Genomic DNA, 19000 nt, shown 5'->3' with positions numbered 1-19000 from the left:
GTCACAGCAACGACAGGGCCCGGGCGGCGACCCCGGCCATGCCCAGGCGCTCGGCCAGGCGCAGCGCGCGGCGGAGCAGGCGGGCGGGATCCCCTCCGGAGTCTCCGAAGGGGTCTCCGGAGGGGATCCCGCCCGCGCCCTCTCGCAGGCGCAGCGCCCTGGCACGGTCGAGGTGGAGGTGCGCGATCAGCGGTGAGGCGGCGCCGGCGAGCGGGAGCGCCGCGTCGAAGCACCGCAGCGCCTCCTCGGCGTCCCCCTCGGCCAGCGCGAGCAGCCCGAGATAGCGGTCCGTCGGCCCCAGCAGGATCGTGGGCCACCCGGCGAGCGCGATCTGCCCCCGATGGGCCGACAACCGCTCCCGCACGAGGGCGCCGCACCGCGACAGCTCGGGATCGCCCTGGCCCGCCTCGATGAGGAGCGCGCACGCCTCGGCCAGCAGGGCCAGTGTCGGAACCGACCACCCGTCGGGCGGCAGCGCGCCGAGATCGGAGGTCTCGCGGAAGAACGCCCTCAGCCGGTCCCTCGCGTCCTCGTGCCCGCCGATCTCGCAGAGCGCCAGGATGAGCGCCGCGCGCCAGATCGGGAAGTACTCGTACTCCACCACCTGCCTGGCGAGCCCGGAGCCGAAGAGCTCTCCCAGCCTTCCCTGCTCGCGCAGCAGCCAGTAGTGCTGCCCGATCAGGGTCTGCCGCAGGGTGTCGGCGGCCACTCCCCCGCCCTCGCCCTCCTTGCCGAGCTGCTTCCACTCGGCCAGGACGCGCTCCTCGGCACGGCCGAACTCCCCGTGCCACACGTCCATCAGCGTGTCGAGGGTGGTCTGCAGCCAGGGGCCGAAGACCCGGTGGTTGCGCGCGACGTGCCTGCGGTGACCGGCCACGGTGGCGGCGGCCTCTCTCAGGCGGCCCAGCCTCAGCTGGTCGATCGTGAGGGCCACCATGGCCTCGCTGCGAAAGTGCGCGGACGCCGCCTGGATGCTCGCCTCCTGGAGCCGCTCGGCGATGCCCAGCAGTTCCTTCGGGTGCGCGAAGTCGTACAGGCCCCATCTGCACTCGTTCAGCACCTCGCAGCGGATGAGCGGCCCGGCCCCGGACTCCTCCAGCTCGCGCAGCGTCGCGCGGGCCAGCTCCACCCCGGGCCGCAGGCCGGCGTACGTGGGGTCGAGGCTGTCGCTGACCGCCATCGTCAGCTTGTGGGCGAGATGCGCCCGCAGCTGCAGCCGCAGCGGGACCGCCTCCTCGCCGGTGTCCTCGCGAAGCGCCTCCAGGCTGCCGCTCAGCACGTGCAGCAGCTGCCGGTCGGCCTGTCCGGGGTCCGACCAGCGGCGCGCCAGCCTGATCGCCGCCACCGCCGCGAGCCTCGGCAGGCTCTCGCCGTCGCGGTGGGCCCGCAGGTACAGGCGCTCGGCCTCCTCCAGGTCACCGGCGTCGTTGCGCGCGTCCCCCAGCGTGATCAGCAGGCCGGTCCGGGTCTCGGTGTCGCACCGCAGCTCCAGCCCGGCCAGCGCCCACGTGATCGCCCCCTCGGTGGCGAAGCCGCGCTGCTGCGCCCGCGCGGCGCCCAGGCAGGCCGCGGCGACACGTTCCTGGGACAGCCCGCTCCCCGAGGAGCGGGCGTGTTCGGCGACGCGCACCGGCAGCGCCGGGTCGATCCAGCCGTCCCCGGTGGTCCGCGCCAGCCGCTCGTCCAGGCTTTCGAACGCCCGGCGGTGCAGCTCCATGGCGAGTGCCGGATGGCGCCCCAGCTCCTGGAGCAGGCTCTCCCTGGCCGTGTCGTGGCCGAAGCGCAGTCCCTGGTGGTCGACGACCGTTCCCGCCGTCACGGCCACCGCGCGCCTGCGGTTCGCCTCCCGGGTGTCGAGTTCCAGCATGCCCGCGACGAGATCGGGGTCGATCTCCCGGCCCAGGGCGGTGACGGCCGCCGCGGCGAGCCAGCGGAACATCGGGCTGGAGGCGGTGTCGTGCCGCGGCAGGTCGCGGGGAAGGCCACCGGCCTCGGTGATCCGGCACAGGTCCAGCGGCAGCCCCCCGGTCTCGTCCACGGCCCTGCCGGTCTCGGCGCGCGTCGGTTCGCGGCCCCACGTCGCGCCCAGCCACTCCGCCACCTCCTCGGCCCCCAGCCGGGACAGGGCCAGCACGTCCATCCGTCCCCGCCAGCGCGACGGCTCGGAGCGGTCGGTGAGCACGAAGCCGACGGGGACCTCCCCGAGGGCCTCCCGCACGTTGTGCAGCAGCTCCTCGGCGTCGGAGCGGAGCAGGTGGGCGTCGTCGAAGGCGACCAGGAGACCGGCGCCGGCGGTCAGGCGCAGCAGGGAGACCAGGAGGGCGACCAGCCGCCTCGGGTCGCGTTCGTGGCCCGGCCCGCCGAGCGAGACGAACAGGCCCGCCGACATCAGGCCCTCCAGCGTCTCGCGCTCCTCGGCGCCGAGCGGGACGGCCGGGCCGGCCAGGTCGCGCCGCAGGTCCTCCCAGAGGGTCCCGACCAGCACCCGCCACGGCTGCAGGTCGCCGAGCTCCTGGCACGGGACGGTCACCATGCGCGTCCTCGGGGGCAGGAGCACGGCCAGCTCCTCCACCAGCCTGGTCTTGCCGACCCCGGGGACGCCGCAGACGGCCAGGGCGACCGGCTCGCCGCGTTCGAGCCGCCCGGCCAGCGCGGAGAGCAGCAGGACCTCGTCCCTGCGGCCGATCAGGGACCGCGGGCCGCCGTGACCGTAGGCGTGCCCGTGGACGCGGGCGGCGGGGGGCGGCGACGGCGGGCGGCCGAGGCCGTGCCCGCGCAGGGCCAGCAGGTCCTGCGCCCGGCTCACCGCGTCGTCGCCGGGGGAGATCGCGCGGCGCCGCTCGATCAGCTCCCTCGCGGTGACCGCTCCCTCGTCGCGCAGGGTGATGAGGAAGCGCAGCAGCCACAGCGGGCCGCTGTCCTCCTGCCCCTCGGCGGCGACCTCGCCGGTGAGGAACGCCGCGTCGCCCAGCAGGTCGAGCCGGATGGCGACGCGGGCGACGAGCCTGATCAGCTCCCGGCGCCGCTCCCGCAGCCGGGCGTGGTAGCTCTCGCAGACCCTGGGCGGGATCCACCCGCCCGCCAGCGACGCGAACGGGTCACCGGACCACTCCCCGAGGGCCTCCCGCAGCGTCCGCAGGGACGCGGCGAGGTCGCCCCTCTCCAGCAGCGTCCGCCCGTCGCGCAGGTACGCCTCGAACCTGCGCGTGTCGACGGTGGCGGCGAGGCGGCCCGGGGCGTCCTCGACCAGCTCGTAGACGTGCGAGCGCCTGGCCCGCGGGATGTCCAGCCCGCTGCCGCGCAGCAGCCCGCGCAGCCGCGAGACCGGCGGCGCCACCTCCACGTTCCTGCCCGCGGAGGGCTCCGACAGCCCGGCGGCCAGGGCGGCCGGGGAGATCGGGCCACGGGCGGAGACCAGCATCGCCAGCGTCTTCGCCGACTGCGGGTTGATCTCCTGCGGCACCCCGTCGATCACGATGTCCACCGCGCCGAACAGCCTGATCTCGAAGCTCGCCACGTCCACCGCCCGGGGGGATCGATCCGTGTTTTTCCGGCGACGGCTCCGGCTGCAAGGTCCTCGCAAGGTCGCCCGCCCCATCGTGGAGGCGAGCGTGGAAAGCAGATCGAAGCGCTCGACAACGATGTCACAGGAGATGACCGCATGGCCAAGATCGAGGATTTTTCCATCGGCCCGCCGGGCGACGGCCCGTGGAGAAAGGCCGGGGAGAATGGCCGGCGCGGAAGAAGCGCTGAATTAGATAAACCACTAAGTGTGGCAATAATGGGACAAACAGGGGTAGGTAAGACTTCGCTCCTGAATTGCCTGTTCGGCACCGATCTCGCCGTCGGTCACGTCCGGCCGGTCACCCGGAGGCCGGAGCCGGTCTCGATACCCGGCGCCTCGGGCCACACGCTGACCTTCTGGGACATGCCGGGGATCGGGGAGTCCGCCGCCGCCGACGAGACCTACCTGGCCATGTACCTGGAGAGGCTGGTCCAGTGCGACGTCGTCATCTGGGCCTTCCACGCCGACAGCCGCTCCACCGCCTACGACGAGCGGTGCCTGAGCGGGCTGCTCGACGGTGTCGCGATCGAGACGCGGCGGCTCGTCATGAGCAAGCTGACGTTCCTCCTCACCAAGGCGGACACCCTGACCCCGCCCCCGTGGATCTTCGACATGCGCGGGGAGCGAGGCACCTTCGCCCCGGGCGGGGCACTCCTGCGCCGCCTGGAGGAAAAGGCCGCCTACTACGAGAGCGTCTTTCTCGAACCCCGCGCGGACATCCTCCTCACGAGCACCTACGGCACCGGGGAGTTCACCGTCTCCGACGAAAGGCTCGGCTTCGACCGGCGCGGTGTCCACTATCGCGGCTATTTCTCGCAGCAGGTGTGCGACGCCTACTCGGCGCGTTATCCGGCACACCGGGAGGTTTTCTCCCGCCTGCGCGACAACCATCGCGTGCTGCCCTGCTCGGCGCTGTTCAGGTTCAATCTCACGCGGCTGATGACCGGCGTCGTGAACAGGCTCGGCCCCACGGCCGTCTTCCGTTTCCGGCGCCTTCTCCAGGACGTGGACGACCTCAGCGGCGTGCCGGTGGCCACGGCGCGCACCTACGGCAACCTGATGATCTGGGACGGCGAACGCGGCACCAAGGCGTTCGACCTCACCGAGATCCCCCTGTGAGGCCCCGCGAGGAGCGGTGAGGGCGGGGCGGCACCTCGCGGGTGGCCGGCGCCGCCTGACCGGCCGGACGGGATCCGGCCGGTCAGGGGCGCCCGGGGCCGCCGGGACGCCGGCGGCCCCGAGCCGGGAGTCCCGAGGGGTGCGGGGTCAGGCCGTACGGAGCCAGACGGCGGTGTCGGAGGGGAGCAGGTTCCCCTCCAGCGGGCCGCTGGCCAGCAGGACCGACTCGTGCTCGGGCAGGGAGGCCGGCTCCTGGCCGAGGTTGACCACGCAGACCAGGCCGGACTCCCGGCGGAAGGCCAGCACCCCGTCCTGCGCGTCCAGCCAGGTCAGCGTGCCGTCACCGAGCAGCTCGCGGCGCAGGTGCAGCCCGGTGCGGTAGAGGGTGAACATGGACGTGGGGTTGGCGGCCTGCGCCTCGGCCGTCAGCGCCTTCCACTCCAGCGGCTGCGGCAGCCACGTCGGCCCGGCACCGAACCCGAACGGCGGCTCGTCACCCGACCACGGCAGCGGCACCCGGCAGCCGTCGCGTCCGCGGTCGGTGCGGCCCGAGCGGATCCAGATCGGGTCCTGGCGCAGGTCGTCGGGGATGTCCTCGACCTCCGGCAGCCCCAGCTCCTCGCCCTGGTAGACGTAGAGGCCCCCGGGCAGCGCCATCGCCAGCAGCGCCGCCGCGCGCGCCCTGCGCTCGCCCAGCACCGGGTCGGAGGGCATGCCGTGCTTGCGGTCGGCGTGGCTGAAGGAGGTGTCGGCCCTGCCGTACTTGGTCACCGGGCGGGTCACGTCGTGGTTGGACAGCACCCAGGTGGGGGGCGCGCCCAGCGGGGTGTGCGTGGCCAGGGTCAGGTCGATCGACCCGCGCAGCGCGGCCGCGTCCCAGGTGCACGCCAGGAAGTCGAAGTTGAACGCGGTGTGCATCTCGTCGGGGCGCAGGTACTGGGCGAACCGCTCCTGGTCGGGCAGCCACACCTCGCCGATCAGGATCCTGTCCTCGTACTCCTCGGCCACCCTGCGCCAGCCGCGGTAGATCTCGTGGACGCCGTCGAGGTCGGTGTAGGCCTCCTCGCCTCCCAGGCTGTCCATGTCCTTGACCAGCAGGGCGGCCGAGTCGATCCGGATGCCGTCCACGCCCCGGTCGAACCAGAACCGCAGCACGTCGTGGAACTCCTCGACGACCTCCGGGTTGTCCCAGTTGAAGTCGGGCTGCTCGGGGGCGAACAGGTGCAGGTACCACTCGCCGTCGGCGATCCGGGTCCACGCCGGGCCACCGAAGATCGACTGCCAGTCGTTGGGCGGCAGCTCGCCGCTCTCCCCCCGGCCCGCGCGGAAGTGGAAGCGCTCCCGCTCGGCGGAGCCCGGCCCGGCCTCCAACGCCTGCAGGAACCACTTCTGCCGGTGGGAGCCGTGGTTGGGGACGATGTCGGTGATCGTCTTGATGCCCAGGGCATGCGCCTCGGCGATGAACTCCTCCGCCTCGGCGAGCGTGCCGAACGATGGCTCGATGTCACGGTAATCGGCCACGTCGTACCCACCGTCGGCCATCGGCGACGGGTACCAGGGGTTGAGCCAGATCGCGCCGACGCCCAGGTCGGAGAGGTACGGCAGGCGCGCGCGGAGTCCCGCGAGGTCGCCGATGCCGTCGCCGTTGCCGTCGGCGAAGCTCCGGAGATAGACCTGGTAGATCGCGGCTCCCCGCCACCACGTTTCGGACATGCTGGAACAACTCCTTAGTAGTTGTGGGTGGGTGACGAGGTCAGCCCTTGAGGCTGCCGGCGGTGAGGCCGGCCATGATGCTGCGCTGGAAGACGAAAAAGACGATCATCGTCGGGATGCTCGCGATCACCAGCGAGGCGATCAGCACGTTCTGCGGCATCTGCGCCGAGAGCGAGGCGATGCCCACGCTGATCGTCATCTTCTCCCCGTCCGGCAGCACCAGCAGCGGCCAGACGAAATCCTTCCAGACGTTGACCACGGAGAGGATGGACACCACTCCGAGGATCGGCCGGGAGACGGGCAGCACGATCGACCAGAGGATACGCGCCGGAGAGGCGCCGTCGATCTGGGCGGCCTCCAGCAGTTCCCTGGGGATCGAGTCGAAGAAACGCTTGAGCAGGAAGATGAAGAACCCGTTGGCCGCGGCGGGAAGCCAGATCACCCACGGGGTGTTCAGCAGGTCCCAGCCGAAGATCGGCATGTCCTTGACCGTCAGGTAGGCGGGCAGCAGGATGACCATCGGCGGGATCATGAGCGTGGCCAGCATCATGCCCAGGACCAGGTTGCCCAGCACCGGCCGCAGCTTCGACAGCGCGTAGGCGGCCGAGACGTCGACGGCGAGCGTGAACAGCCAGGCGCCGCCGGCGTAGACGACGGTGTTGGTGAGGAACAACCCCAGGTCCAGCTGGTCCCACGCCTCGGCGTACACCCCGAAGTCGAACGACGTCGGGAAGAAGCTCGGCGGGATCTGGGCGAGCTCCTCGGGGGTCTTGAGCGCGCCGGTGACCATCCAGTAGAGAGGGAACACGAACACGGCGGTGAACAGGAGCACCACGAAGGTCAGCACGGCGCGGTAGATCCACCGCCCGTGCGGGGTGGTGAGGGTGTGCGGGGAGACCAGGCTCCGGAACTCCCTGGCCGGCTCCTTGGGTTTGCGCGACCGCCGTGCCCTCTTCCCGGAGTCCCGCTCCGGCGGCGGGGCGGGAGCCGGGCGGCTTGGTTGAACGGTGAGGTTCGACATCGGCTCAGCTGCCTCCTTAGCTCTGGTTGTCCCGCGACAGGCGCAGGTAGAAGGCGGAGAACACCATCAGCACGACCATGAGCATCAGCCCGAGCGCGCCTCCGGCGCCGAAGTCGCCGAAGTTGAAGGCGTACTGGTACATGAGGTAGGCGACGGTGAGCGTCGCGTTCTCCGGGCCGCCGCCGGTGAGCAGGTACGGCTCGATGAAGACCTGCATGGTCGCCACGATCTGCAGCAGCAGCATCACCAGCAGGATGAGCCTGGTCTGCGGGATCGTCACGTGCCAGACCCGCTTGAAGAGCCCGGCGCCGTCCAGTTCCGCGGCCTCGTACAGCTCGCCGGGGATGCTCTGCAGCGCGGCGAGGTAGATCAGCGTGCCGGTTCCCAGGTTCATCCAGGTGGAGACGATGACGAGGGAGATCAGCGCGGTGTCGGTGGAGTCGAGCCAGCTCAGGGCCGGCAGGTGCGCCAGGTCCAGGATCTGGTTGAACAGGCCGGCACCCGGGTCGTAGAACCACTTGAACAGCAGCACCCCGACGGCGGGCGGCAGCATCACCGGGAGGTAGACGATGAACCGCAGGTAGGCCCGCGCGTGCCGCAGCTCGTTCAGGACGATCGCCGCCACGAACGGGACGACGTAGCCGAACACGAGCGCTAGGCCGGTGAAGGCGATGGTGTTGATCCACGCCTGGGCGAACGCCGAGTCCTCCGTCACGGTACGGAAGTTGTCCAGGCCGACCCAGGTGGGGTCGTCGACGAAGTTCGTCTGCTGGAAGCTGAGCAGGACCTCCCTCACCATGGGGTACCAGGAGAAGAAGGCGAAACAGATCAGCGCCGCGCACAGGAACCCGTAGGCGGTCAGGTTGCGTCGCAGCCCTCGCCGGAACGCTCCCGGCTTCCGCCGCCGCGGACCTTTCACGGTCAAAGTGGTCATCGGTTGACTCCCGATATCGACATGAGTGTCGGGGTGCCGGCCGACGGGCCGGCACCCCGGGTGTCAGAAGGTCAGCTCGACTTCGCCAGCACCTTGTTCGCCTTGGCCTCGGCGTCGGCGAGGAGCTTGTCGATGTCGGCGTCCTGCCTGGTCAGCACCGCCGACATGGCCACGTCGAGGATCGCGTAGAGCTCCTGCGACTTCGGCGGCTCAAGCTTGTTCTGGATGGCCGCGGAACCCTCCACGAAGGGGGCGAAGTTCTCCACCGGCACGGTGGCGTTCGCCTTGCGCAGCTCGACGATCTCCTTGCCGGGCGCGGTGTCGCCGTACAGGTCGGGGATCGGCAGGCCGACGGGGCGGCCCTGCTGCTTGCTGCGCGCGTAGTTGAACTGGCCCTGGCCGGGGGTCAGCTCGTGGAACTCCAGCCACAGCATGGCGGCCTTGATCTTCTCGGGCGTGGCCTTGGGGTTGATCATGTAGCCGTCGCCACCGCTGAGCGAGGCCTTGGCCTCGGGCAGGGCGGTGACCCCGTAGTCCTCGAACTTGCCCTTGAAGTCGTTGTTGACGGCCTGGACGACGTCGGGGGCGCCGATCATCATGCCGAGCTTGCCGCCGCCCATCATGCGCATCAGGTCCTCCCACTGGAGGAGCTGCTTGGCGCCCATGCTGTTGTCGGTCCAGCGCATGGTCTTGAGGTTCTCCAGGACGGCCTTGCCCTCGGGGCTGTTGAAGGCCGCGGACTTGCCGTCGGGGGTGACCATCTCGCCGCCGCGCCCGTAGAGGGAGGCGGCGAAGTGCCAGCCGCCGGTGTTGCCGGCGCTGTACTCGCCGAAACCGACGTACCCGGGGCCGAGGGCGCTGATCTTCTTGGCGGCCGCCTGCACCTCGGCCCAGGTCTTGGGCGGTGCGGCGGGGTCGAGCCCGGCCTGGGTGAAGAGCTTGCGGTTGTAGACCAGGCCCATGGAGTAGTTGTTCCTGGGCAGGCCGTAGAGCTTCTCACCTTCCTTGAAGGTGGCCAGGACGTCGGGCCGGATGTCGTTCAGCAGCTTGATGCCGCCGACGTACGGGGTGATGTCGGCGGCCTGGCCCGCGGCGATGATCTTCTTGATATCGGTGAAGTAAACGTAGAAGACGTCCTCCATCGAGCCACCGGCCAGCTTCGCCTGGAAGGTGTCCGGGTTGATGCAGGGGAAGGCGTCCTTGCTGTCGATCGTGATGTGCGGGTGCAGCTTCTTGAACGCTGCCACGTCCTCGTCCCAGGCGGTCCGCTCCAGCGGGTTGCTCTTCGGCGGCTGACAGCCGACGGAGATCGTGACCGGAGCCTCGGCCCCGGCGGCACTCGGCTTGGTCTCCGCGGCCTGTGATCCGCTGTCGTCGTTGCCGCACCCGGCGGCGGTGAGCGCGATGGCTGCGGCGAGCAGCATCGAGAGCTTGGGGGATTTCATCCGAGGCACTCCTTGGCGGGTCGGTTGCGAGAAACATATAGAGGCGTGCAGGAACTAGCAAGAGTCCGTCAATTCAGATGCAAAAAAGTGACAGTGATCCATCGGCCATCTCCCGGTAACACCCCCGCCGCGCGCGAGAACCCCGCCCCACCTGGGGCTACACACACATGACACGGAGTGGAGTCATCCACTTGCGGGAAGATGTTTGATGACGTCATCTTCCTGTCGAAATTTTTAGAGACGGCTGCCGGGAAGGTGGCTGGAGGAGCCGGCGGCGGGCGCGGCCCCGCGGCGGTTCGGGAACGGTCAGGCCGGTACGGCCCTGGGCGCCGCCGGCGCGGTGGAGGCGCGGACCACGAGTTCGGGGTCGAACAACAGCTCGCCCCCCGGCAGGGCGGCGGCGTCGATCTGGGCGACCAGCAGGTCCACGGCCGCGCGGCCCATCGCCTCGATCGGCTGGCGAACCGTGGTCAGCGGCGGGTCGGTCCGGTTCATCATGGCCGAGTCGTCGTACCCGATCACCGAGACGTCGCGCGGCACCGCCAGCCCCTCGCGCCGGGCGGCGCGCACCGCGCCGAGCGCGAGCAGGTCGCTGCCGCAGATCAGGCCGGTGACCCCGCGCCGCACCAGCCGGGTGGCGGCGGCCTGGCCGCCCTCCATCGAGAACATGGCGTGCTCGACGAAGCGGGCGCCGAAGTCCATGCCGTGCGCCCGCGCGTAGGCGGCGAAGGTCTCCAGCTTGCGGCGCGACGGCATGTGGTCGGCAGGCCCGAGGAGCATCCCGACGCGCTCGTGTCCGAGGGCGCGCAGGTGGCCGGCCGCCATCTCGGCGGCGGCGACGTCGTCGCAGGAGACCTGGGAGAAACCGAGGTGCCCGGCCGAGGCGTTCACCAGGACGGCGGGCAGGCGCCGCTCCAGGATGCGCGCGTAGTGGTCGTGGGAGGCGTCCCCGTCGGCGTACGCGCCTCCGGCGAAGACCACGCCCGAGACGTGCTGCGCCAGCATCAGGTCGACGTAGTCGGCCTCCTGCAGCCCGCCCGAGGTGCGCGTGCACAGCACGGAGGTGAACCCCTGCTGGGCGAGCGCCCCGCCGACGACCTCGGCGAACGCGGGGAAGACCGGGTTGTGCAGGTCGGGGAAGACCAGGCCGACCAGGCGGGCGCGGTCGCGGTGCAGCCGGGTCGGGCGCTCGTAGCCGAGGGCGTCGAGCGCCGTCAGCACGGCGTCCCTGGTCGACTCGGAGACGCCGCGCCTGCCGTTGAGCACGCGGCTGACCGTCGCCTCGCTCATCCCGACCCTCTTGGCCACCTCAGCAAGCCTCCGCGTCATACCCGCAAGCATACGGCGGCTTTCGCAAGCGTTTACATCCACTTTGCGGATCGGCGTCATACCGGCTCGCGGGAATGACGCGTCATGACAGTCCGAGATGTGGGCTTCATGCCCCGATGGAGTCGATTGCCGGACCTCAACTCGCTGTTCGCGCGGCCTCGCCGGGCAGCTCCACCTGCACGCGGAGCCGGAGGGGTCCGCTCGGCGTCACATCCACGACAGCAGGGGACGCACGACAAGCGCTTCTTTGCTGTATAAGGATGAAATATTGCGGCTATCTGTTCGTCATCCTATGATTTTTGTATCATCTGATACCGCTCTTCTGCCGAGACGGCGGCATCGCCACACGGTCACCGGCGGACGAAGGGGTGACCCCGGCCAGGCGGCCGGGTGCGTGCGGACGTCAGGCGGGCCGCGCGGCACCCGTACTCCCCCGGTCGTACGCCCGGGGGCGACCGGCCCCGTGTACACCACGGGAAGTACGGCGGAGCGCTTCGCCGGGGTGACGACGCCCGCGCCCCGGACCGGGAGCCTGGACACCGAAATCCGACGGAGGTGTCCATGAGTTCCCCACCCGCTCCGACCGGCCGGGCCCCCGTGCCCGCCCCCGCCGATCCGGCCCGCGTGCCCGCCCGGACCGATCCGGCCCGCGTGCCCGCCTGGATCGTCTGGTCCCTGCGGGTCACCGCCACCCTGCACCTGGTGACCGTGCTCGGCCAGGCGGTCATCGCCGGCATGTTCGTCACCGGGAAGGTGGACCTGCTGGCCCATCACAACCTCGGCGCCATGGTGACCACGGCACTGGTGGGCCTGCAGCTCATCGCCGCGATCACGCTGTGGCGGCCGGGACGCGGCCCGCTGTGGCCGCTCGGGGTGAGCGTCCTGCAACTGGTGCTGGTGAACGCCCAGATCGTGCTGGGTCAGGAGCGCATGGTCGCCGCGCACATCCCGCTGGCGATGGTCGTCTTCGGCCTGGCCGTGTGGATGACCGCCTGGACGTGGCGGGCTCAGTGGAGGGCGGCCGCGTGATCTCCAGAAGGCGTTTCCTGGGCGGCGCGCTCGGCGTGACGGGCCTGGCCGCGGCCGGATGCGGTGCGGTCTCGGCCGAGACCGCGGGCCAGGTCCTGTCCAGCGCGCTGCCGCTGCCCAGGCCGTTCACCGTCCCGCTGCCGATCCCCGCCGTGGCGCGCCCCGCGCGGCCGGGACACTACGAGGTGGTCCAGCGTCCCGCGAAGGTGGAGATCATCCCGGGGACGACGACCGAGGTCTGGGGGTTCGACGGCACCTTCCCCGGACCGACCTTCCAGGTGCGGCGCGCGAGTCCCGTCACGGTCCGGGTCCGCAACGAGCTGCCCGTGCCGACCTCCACGCACCTGCACGGCGGGGTGACCCCGGCCGGCTCCGACGGCTATCCCACCGACCTGGTGGTGGCCGAGGGCCGCGGCTTCCGGCCCCCGCCCGGCGGCCACTCCCACCACGGCATGCGCGTGGATCCCTCCCAGTGGACGCTGCACGCCGGGGCCAGGGACTACGCGTACCCGCTGGACCAGCGGGCCGCCACGCTCTGGTACCACGACCACCGGATGGACTTCACCGCCCCGCAGGTCTGGCGGGGGCTGGCCGGATTCATGATCGTCGGGGACGACGAGGACGACGCGCTGCCGCTGCCCAGGGGCGAGCGGGACGTCCCGCTGATGATCTGCGACCGCGCGTTCGAGGAGGACGGCTCGTTCCGCTACCCGGCGACCGATCCCAGCCTGCTGGTGAGCGCCGGGGTCGAGGCCGCCTACATGGAGGGCGTCGAGGGTGACGTGATCCTGGTCAACGGCGCCCCCTGGCCGGTGCTGGAGGTCTCGGCCACCCGCTACCGGCTGCGGCTGCTCAACGCCTCCAACGCCCGCCGCTACCGGCTGGAGCTCACCCCCGGCGGCAGGTTCGTCCAGGTCGGCAGCGACGCCGGACTGCTGGCCGCCCCCGTCGCGCACGAGGCGATCACGATGGCCCCCGCCGAGCGGTTCGACGTGGTCGTCGACTTCTCCGCCTACCCGGTCGGCACCGAGGTGACGATGGTCAACACCCTCGGCACCGGCCCGGCGCGCGACGTGATGCGCTTCCGCGTCGCGCGCCGGGCCAGGGAGGACAGCGCGGTGCCGGGGCGCCTGGCGGCGGTCGAACCGGCCCTCAGGTCGTCGGCGGCCGCCTCGCGGCTCTTCGACTTCCGCAGGACCGGGCAGGGCCCGGACGCCGCCTGGACGATCAACGGGCTGCCGTTCCGGCCCGGCAGCCCGCTGGCCCGCCCCCGGCTCGGCACCACCGAGGTCTGGCGCCTCACCAGCGACTTCCACCACCCCGTGCACGTGCACCTGGCCCACTTCCAGGTGCTGTCACGCAACGGCCGGGTCCCGGCGGCCACGGACGGCGGCTGGAAGGACACCGTCGACGTCCGCCCGTACGAGGTGGTGGAGGTCCTGGTGCGCTTCGAGGGCTTCCGGGGGCGCTACATGATGCACTGCCACAACCTCGAACACGAGGACATGGCGATGATGGCCGACTTCGAGGTGGTCTAGACGGGTAAGCCTGGTCAGCGGTCGCGGGCGATCGGCTCAGCCCCAGGGCTTAGCGGACGGCTCATTGTTGCCGACCGGTGGTATCCCAGTAGTAAGACCTGTTCGGGTTGCGGCGCGGTGAAAGCCAAGCTCGCCCTGTCCGAACGCACCTACGCCTGCGCCGGGTGCGGCCTGGTCGCCGACCGGGACCTCAATGCCGCGCTGAATCTGGCCGCGCTCGCGGCCGACGTCGCCCAGAGTCGCGGAAAGACGCGAAACGCCCGTGGAGGAGCGGTAGGACCCGGCACCCGTGCCGGGCGCGCACCGGCGAAACGGGAACCCCGGAAACGGGGAACGCTCCGGCGCAAGCCGGAAGCTGCCTGAGAGGGTGCTTACCACAGCACACTCACAAGCAACGGGATGGGAACGATGGCGGAACGACTGGTGGTGATCGGCGGCGACGCCGCGGGGATGAGCGCGGCCTCCCAGGCCAGGCGCCGGCGCGGGCCCGGCGATCTGCGGATCGTCGCCTTCGAGAAGGGCGCGCACGCCTCCTACTCGGCCTGCGGCATCCCCTACCTCGTGGGCGGGGAGGTCACCGACGTGGAGTCGCTGATCAGCCGGCGCCCGGAGGTGTTCCGCGACGAGATGGACATCGACCTGCGGCTGCGCAGCGAGGTCGTCGAGATCGACCTGGACCGGCGCGCGGTGGCCGTGCGCGACGAGCGGGGCGACCGGGGCTGGGAGCCGTTCGACCAGCTCGTGGTCGCCACCGGCGCCGTGCCGGCCCGCCCCGACCTGCCAGGCGCCGATGCCGAGGGGGTGTACGGGGTGCAGACCCTGGACGACGGCATCGCGCTGCTGCGGGCCCTGGAGGACGAGCCGCGCAGGGCGGTGGTGGTCGGCGGCGGCTACATCGGCCTGGAGATGGCCGAGGCGATGGTACGGCGCGGGCTGGAGGTCTCTCTCGTCGACGCCGCCGAGCAGCCGATGGGCACGCTCGACCCCGACATGGGCGCCCTCGTCGCCGGCGCCCTGCGCGACCTGGGCGTGAAGGTGCACCTCGGCGAGCGCATCGAGGGCTTCGAGGAGTCCGGCGGGCGGGTCACGGCGGCCCGCACCGAGAACCGGACCCTGCCCGCGGACCTGGTCGTCCTGGGGTTGGGCACCCGGCCGAACAGCGCGCTGGCCGAGGCCGCGGGCATCCCGGTCGGCGAGACCTCGGGGATCGTGACCGACCGGCGGATGCGGACCCCGGTGGAGGGCGTCTGGGCCGCCGGTGACTGCGTCGAGACCTTCCACCGGGTCTCCCGGCGGCCGGTGGCGATCGCGCTCGGCACCCACGCCAACAAGCAGGGACGCGTCGTGGGCATCAACATCGGCGGCGGGCACGCCGCCTTCCCCGGCGTCGTGGGCACCGCGGTGTCCAAGATCTGCGAGTACGAGGTGGCGCGCACCGGCCTGACGACCGCGGCGGCGCGGGAGGCCGGGTTCGAGCCGGTCGGCGGGATCGTGGAGTCCACCACGCGCGCCGGATACTACCCCGGCGCCCGCGAGATGAAGATCAAGACGATCGCCGACCGGGGGACGGGCCGCCTGCTGGGCGCCCAGATCGTCGGCCAGGAGGGGGCGGCCAAGCGGATCGACGCCCTGGCCGTCGCCATCTGGCACGAGATGACGGTGGAGGAGATGTCGGGGCTCGACCTGTCGTACGCTCCCCCGTTCGCCCCCGTGTGGGACCCCGTCCTGATCGCCGCGCGCAAGGCGGCCGAGCACATCGACCGCCTCGACGGGAAGGCCTGACCGCTCGGTGGCTCACCGGCCCGTGGTCGCGGGAAAAACCGGGGAGATGGTTGGGCCGGATGAGAGCGGGCAAGGGCGAAGAATCGAAAGCCCGATACCGACAAGGAGGAGCAATGCTCACATTGACGGACACGGCAGCCCAGGTAATCCGGGACCTCAGCTCGCAGGTGACAGACTCTCCGGATACCGGGGTTCGCATCTCATCCCAGAGCGACGGGACCGGATCGCTCGTGCTCTCGATCGCGGAACACCCCGAATCCGCCGACAGGGTGGTGGAGTCGGAAGGAGCACGGATCTTCCTCGACCCGCAGGTCGTGGACATGCTCGACGACAAGTCGCTGGACGCCGACGTCGACGAGGGGGGCGGCGTCGCGTTCCTCGTCACCGAACAGCATCACTGACCACTCCGGGCAGACCCGGCACGCGGGCCCCGGTCCCCTCGCGGGACCGGGGCCCGTGCGTGCTCTTCCCGGGACCTCCACGCCTCTTCCGGGGAACCTCTCCGCCAGGGGACCTCTCCGCGAGGTACGGGCGAGGTCAGGCCTTCGAGGCGCGGGCGAGGTCAGGCGCGGGCGCTGCTCAGGGCGAGCGGGTCCCTGGGCGCCGCGGGCTTGGCCTTCTCCATCTCCTCACCGAGCTCCTGGAGCCTCTTGCGCCCCATGGCCTCCCGCACCTGCGGGAACCACTCCTGCTCCTCCTCCTCGACGTGGTGGCGGACGTTCTCGATCAGCACCGTGACCTTGGCGTCGAACCGCTCGTCCTTGGGGTCGAGCTTGGCCAGCTCGGAGAGCATCCAGACCACCACGTGGTGCTCCTCGACGCTCTCCAGGACGTGGTCGGAGGTCTCCGGAACGCTCTCGCGGGCGGCCGGGTAGAAGATCCGCTCCTCGATGTGGGCGTGGGCGGTGAGCTCCTCGATGATCTGGTCGACGAGTTCCCGCTTCTTCTTGTACGCCCGCTCGCCCGCGTTCTCGAACTCCTTGAACAGCTTCTCGACGGTCTTGTGGTCGTCCTTGAGCAGAACGATCGCGTCCATCTTTCTCCTTAAAACGACGTGTCCGGTGTGATCAGGGGTTGAGCAGGACCTTGATGGCCCCGTCCCGCTTCTTCTGGAAGATCTCGTAACCGTGCGGCGCCCGGTCGAGGGGGAGCCGGTGGGTGGCCAGGTCCATGACCGCGAGGGGGTCGGAGTCGTCGGTCACCAGCGGCATCAGGTCGTCGATCCAGCGCTTGACGTGGGCCTGGCCCATCCGCAGGGTGACGCCCTTGTCGAACATCCTCAGCATCGGCATCGGGTCGGCCATGCCGCCGTAGACGCCGACGACGGAGATCGTGCCGCCGCGCCGTACCGTGTCGACGGCCTGGTTGAGCGCGGCCAGCCGGTCCACGCCCGCGTTGGACATCAGCGGGGCGGCGATCGCGTCGGGCAGCAGGCCGGTGACGGCGTGGGCGAACTTGGCGACCGGGGAACCGTGCGCCTCCATGCCGACCGCGTCGATCACGGAGTCGGTGCCGCGCCCGCCGGTCAGCTCCCTGACCGCCTCGGGGATGTCGCCGGTCACGGAGGCGTCGAGCACCTCGGCGCCGTGCCTGCGCGCCATCGCGAGCCGTTCGGTCACCCCGTCGACGCCGATGACCCGGTAGCCGAGATGCCTGGCGATCCTGCAGGTCATCTGCCCGATCGGGCCGAGCCCGAAGACGGTGACGCTCCCGCCGTCGGGGATGTCGGCGTACGCCACCGCCTGCCAGGAGGTGGGCAGCACGTCGGACAGGTAGACGAACCGCTCGTCCGGCGGCCCCTCGGGGACCTTGATCGGGCCGAACTGCGCCTGCGGGACCCGCAGGTACTCGGCCTGCCCGCCGGGGACCTCGCCGTACAGCCTGGTGTAGCCGAACAGGGCCGCGCCCATCCCCTGGTCGCGGACCTGGGTGGTCTCGCACTGGGCGAAGAGGTTCAGGCCGCACATGTGGCAGTGGCCGCAGGAGATGTTGAAGGGGATGACCACCCTGTCGCCCGGCTTGATGGCGGTGACCTCGGGGCCGACCTCCTCCACGACGCCCATCGGCTCGTGGCCGAGGATGTCGCCCTGTCCCATGAAGGGCCCCAGCACCTCGTACAGGTGCAGGTCGGAGCCGCAGATCGCGGTGGTGGTGACCCTGATGATCGCGTCGTTCGGCTCCTTGAGCACCGGGTCGGGAACCTCCTCGACCCGTACGTCGCGCCTGCCGTGCCAGGTGAGAGCTTTCATGATCTTCTCCTCGGGGGTGTCAGCGCAGCCGGGGCAGGACCTCTTTGGCGTAGAAGTCGAAGAAGGCGTCCTGCTCCTGGCCGATCTGGCTGATGTAGACCTCGTCGAAGCCGGCGTCCACGTACTCCTTGATCGCCTTGACGTGCACCTCGGGATCGGGGCCGCAGGGGGCGGCGATGTCGTCCTCGGTCACCGTCTCGGCGAGCTCCTCGAAGTGGCGGGGCAGCGGCAGCAGCTGCGAGGCCTCGCCCTGGATGCCCTGGGTCGGCCAGAGCCGGTGCGCGGTCTTGCGGCCGGTGGCCTCGTCGGCGGCGTGACAGACCTTCAGCCCGCCCTGGGAGGGTTTGCCCGCGCCGCCCGCCTCGTGGAACTTCTCCACCAGCTCCGCGCTCGGGGAGGTGCAGATGTAGCCGTCGGCGATGCGCCCGGCCAGCTGCACGGCCTTGTCCCCGAAGGCGGACATGTAGACGGGCGGCGGCTCGTCGGGAAGGGTGTAGAGGCGGGCGGTGTCGACGCGGTAGTGCTCTCCCCGGTGGGTCACCAGCTTCCCGCTCCACAGCTCCCGCATGAGCTCGACCGCCTCCTCGAGCATCTCCAGCCGCTCGGAGGCCGGGGGCCAGCGCGAGTCGACGATGTGCTCGTTGAGCGCCTCACCGGTGCCGACGCCGAGCCGGAACCGGCCGCCGGACAGCGCCGCACTGGTCGCGGCGGCCTGCGCGATGATCGCCGGGTGGGTGCGGACCAGCGGGCAGGTGACGGCGGTGGTGATGGGCAGCGAGGTCGCCTCCGCCACCGCCCCGATCACCGACCAGACGAACGGGCTCTGGCCCTGCACGTCCAGCCAGGGGTGGAAGTGGTCGGATATCCACAGGCCCTCGAAGCCCGCCCGCTCGGCGAGCTTGGCCTGCCGTACGAGCTCCGCCGGCCCGTGTTCCTCGCTCGACAGGAAGTATCCGAACGTGGTCATCTTCCCCTCCCCGATCATCTGAGCTGCAGTGACGTCTCCCTTACCCCGTCCGTGAAGGTCAAACGAGGGGGTGTGCGGGGGTAGGCGTGATCTCCCCCCTGACCTCCCCGAGGAAGCGGCGCAACCCGGCGGCGAGCTCGACCGGGGCCCCTGCCCCGCGATCGGGGCAGGGGGGCAGGGGCCCCGGTCAGTACGTCCCGATCAGTACGGCCAGGCCCAGTCGCGGATCTCGGCCGGGTCCTCGCCGTGCTCGCGGGTGTGGGCGCGGGCGCGCAGGCGGGCGTCGGCCATGTGCTGGCGCAGGTGCGC

General features: G+C 71.1%; 15 protein-coding genes. 6 read left to right on the top strand and 9 right to left on the bottom strand.

Translation table 11 applies throughout. The features are described from left to right. Window position 1: 1 nt before the first annotated feature. On the bottom strand, window positions 2-3523 hold the full coding sequence (locus ACTOQ1_RS12160; RefSeq protein WP_440066584.1) for an AAA family ATPase: 3522 nt from the start codon (window positions 3521-3523) through the stop codon (window positions 2-4). A gap of 138 nt (window positions 3524-3661) precedes the next feature. Between ACTOQ1_RS12160 and ACTOQ1_RS12155 the strand changes: the two genes are divergently transcribed. Next, complete coding sequence (locus tag ACTOQ1_RS12155) at window positions 3662-4684, top strand: GTPase family protein (protein WP_440066582.1); 1023 nt, start codon at window positions 3662-3664, stop codon at window positions 4682-4684. Between the two features lie 147 nt (window positions 4685-4831). Here ACTOQ1_RS12155 and ACTOQ1_RS12150 read toward each other — a convergent pair whose 3' ends face one another. From ACTOQ1_RS12150 to ACTOQ1_RS12130, 5 genes are all read right to left on the bottom strand, one after another. After that, window positions 4832-6397 carry a glycoside hydrolase family 13 protein gene (locus tag ACTOQ1_RS12150; protein ID WP_440066580.1) on the bottom strand — a complete coding sequence of 522 codons (1566 nt, stop codon included), beginning with the start codon at window positions 6395-6397 and terminating at the stop codon, window positions 4832-4834. A gap of 40 nt (window positions 6398-6437) precedes the next feature. Beyond that, entirely contained in the window at window positions 6438-7418 is a 981-nt protein-coding gene (locus tag ACTOQ1_RS12145; protein ID WP_440066578.1) for a carbohydrate ABC transporter permease, read from the bottom strand. Window positions 7419-7434: 16 nt separating this feature from the next. After that, window positions 7435-8352 (bottom strand): carbohydrate ABC transporter permease, encoded by a 918-nt coding sequence (locus ACTOQ1_RS12140; RefSeq protein WP_440066576.1) that lies wholly within the window; start codon window positions 8350-8352, stop codon window positions 7435-7437. Window positions 8353-8423: 71 nt separating this feature from the next. Then, the gene (locus tag ACTOQ1_RS12135) at window positions 8424-9797 is read right to left on the bottom strand and encodes an ABC transporter substrate-binding protein (RefSeq protein WP_440066574.1); all 1374 of its coding nucleotides are present in this window, start codon (window positions 9795-9797) and stop codon (window positions 8424-8426) included. A gap of 306 nt (window positions 9798-10103) precedes the next feature. Next, window positions 10104-11126 (bottom strand): LacI family DNA-binding transcriptional regulator, encoded by a 1023-nt coding sequence (locus ACTOQ1_RS12130; protein ID WP_440066572.1) that lies wholly within the window; start codon window positions 11124-11126, stop codon window positions 10104-10106. A gap of 561 nt (window positions 11127-11687) precedes the next feature. Between ACTOQ1_RS12130 and ACTOQ1_RS12125 the strand changes: the two genes are divergently transcribed. The 5 genes from ACTOQ1_RS12125 (at window position 11688) to ACTOQ1_RS12105 (ending at window position 15876) form a co-directional block, all read left to right on the top strand. Continuing rightward, window positions 11688-12155 carry a hypothetical protein gene (locus ACTOQ1_RS12125; RefSeq protein WP_440066570.1) on the top strand — a complete coding sequence of 156 codons (468 nt, stop codon included), beginning with the start codon at window positions 11688-11690 and terminating at the stop codon, window positions 12153-12155. Further along, window positions 12152-13693, top strand: coding sequence for a multicopper oxidase family protein (locus tag ACTOQ1_RS12120; RefSeq protein ID WP_440066568.1), 1542 nt, complete (start codon window positions 12152-12154; stop codon window positions 13691-13693). The genes ACTOQ1_RS12125 and ACTOQ1_RS12120 overlap by 4 nt, the downstream gene beginning before the upstream one ends. Window positions 13694-13723: 30 nt before the next feature. After that, window positions 13724-14056, top strand: a complete 333-nt coding sequence (locus tag ACTOQ1_RS12115) for a zinc ribbon domain-containing protein (RefSeq protein ID WP_440067171.1) — start codon at window positions 13724-13726, stop codon at window positions 14054-14056. Between the two features lie 45 nt (window positions 14057-14101). Continuing rightward, window positions 14102-15475, top strand: a complete 1374-nt coding sequence (locus tag ACTOQ1_RS12110) for an FAD-dependent oxidoreductase (protein ID WP_440066566.1) — start codon at window positions 14102-14104, stop codon at window positions 15473-15475. Window positions 15476-15588: 113 nt separating this feature from the next. After that, the gene (locus ACTOQ1_RS12105; protein WP_440066564.1) at window positions 15589-15876 is read left to right on the top strand and encodes a Fe-S cluster assembly protein HesB; all 288 of its coding nucleotides are present in this window, start codon (window positions 15589-15591) and stop codon (window positions 15874-15876) included. Between the two features lie 161 nt (window positions 15877-16037). Here the strand turns inward: ACTOQ1_RS12105 and ACTOQ1_RS12100 are convergent, their stop codons facing one another. Genes ACTOQ1_RS12100 through ACTOQ1_RS12090 form a run of 3 tightly spaced genes read right to left on the bottom strand, consistent with a single transcriptional unit; the run spans window position 16038 to window position 18691 of the window. Then, window positions 16038-16511, bottom strand: a complete 474-nt coding sequence (locus tag ACTOQ1_RS12100) for a hemerythrin domain-containing protein (RefSeq protein ID WP_440066562.1) — start codon at window positions 16509-16511, stop codon at window positions 16038-16040. Window positions 16512-16542: 31 nt separating this feature from the next. Next, complete coding sequence (locus ACTOQ1_RS12095) at window positions 16543-17724, bottom strand: zinc-dependent alcohol dehydrogenase (RefSeq protein ID WP_440066561.1); 1182 nt, start codon at window positions 17722-17724, stop codon at window positions 16543-16545. Window positions 17725-17743: 19 nt separating this feature from the next. Next, entirely contained in the window at window positions 17744-18691 is a 948-nt protein-coding gene (locus tag ACTOQ1_RS12090) for a TIGR03557 family F420-dependent LLM class oxidoreductase (RefSeq protein ID WP_440066560.1), read from the bottom strand. Window positions 18692-19000: the final 309 nt, after the last annotated feature.

The organism is Streptosporangium sp. OZ121 (genome assembly GCF_051918885.1).
Lineage (GTDB): Bacteria > Actinomycetota > Actinomycetes > Streptosporangiales > Streptosporangiaceae > Streptosporangium.
The sequence above is the reverse complement of the archived record's forward strand: the minus strand, read 5'-3'. Positions and strand labels throughout refer to the sequence as shown.

Bases quoted from the DNA above. Each gene is read 5' to 3' on its own strand.
- ACTOQ1_RS12095 (WP_440066561.1), bottom strand. From the start codon at position 17,724: ATGAAAGCTCTCACCTGGCACGGCAGGCGCGACGTACGGGTCGAGGAG.
- ACTOQ1_RS12145 (WP_440066578.1), bottom strand. From the start codon at position 7,418: ATGTCGAACCTCACCGTTCAACCAAGCCGCCCGGCTCCCGCCCCGCCG.
- ACTOQ1_RS12150 (WP_440066580.1), bottom strand. From the start codon at position 6,397: ATGTCCGAAACGTGGTGGCGGGGAGCCGCGATCTACCAGGTCTATCTC.
- ACTOQ1_RS12105 (WP_440066564.1), top strand. From the start codon at position 15,589: ATGCTCACATTGACGGACACGGCAGCCCAGGTAATCCGGGACCTCAGC.
- ACTOQ1_RS12100 (WP_440066562.1), bottom strand. From the start codon at position 16,511: ATGGACGCGATCGTTCTGCTCAAGGACGACCACAAGACCGTCGAGAAG.
- ACTOQ1_RS12110 (WP_440066566.1), top strand. From the start codon at position 14,102: ATGGCGGAACGACTGGTGGTGATCGGCGGCGACGCCGCGGGGATGAGC.
- ACTOQ1_RS12090 (WP_440066560.1), bottom strand. From the start codon at position 18,691: ATGACCACGTTCGGATACTTCCTGTCGAGCGAGGAACACGGGCCGGCG.
- ACTOQ1_RS12135 (WP_440066574.1), bottom strand. From the start codon at position 9,797: ATGAAATCCCCCAAGCTCTCGATGCTGCTCGCCGCAGCCATCGCGCTC.
- ACTOQ1_RS12155 (WP_440066582.1), top strand. From the start codon at position 3,662: ATGGCCAAGATCGAGGATTTTTCCATCGGCCCGCCGGGCGACGGCCCG.
- ACTOQ1_RS12125 (WP_440066570.1), top strand. From the start codon at position 11,688: ATGAGTTCCCCACCCGCTCCGACCGGCCGGGCCCCCGTGCCCGCCCCC.
- ACTOQ1_RS12140 (WP_440066576.1), bottom strand. From the start codon at position 8,352: ATGACCACTTTGACCGTGAAAGGTCCGCGGCGGCGGAAGCCGGGAGCG.
- ACTOQ1_RS12130 (WP_440066572.1), bottom strand. From the start codon at position 11,126: ATGACGCGGAGGCTTGCTGAGGTGGCCAAGAGGGTCGGGATGAGCGAG.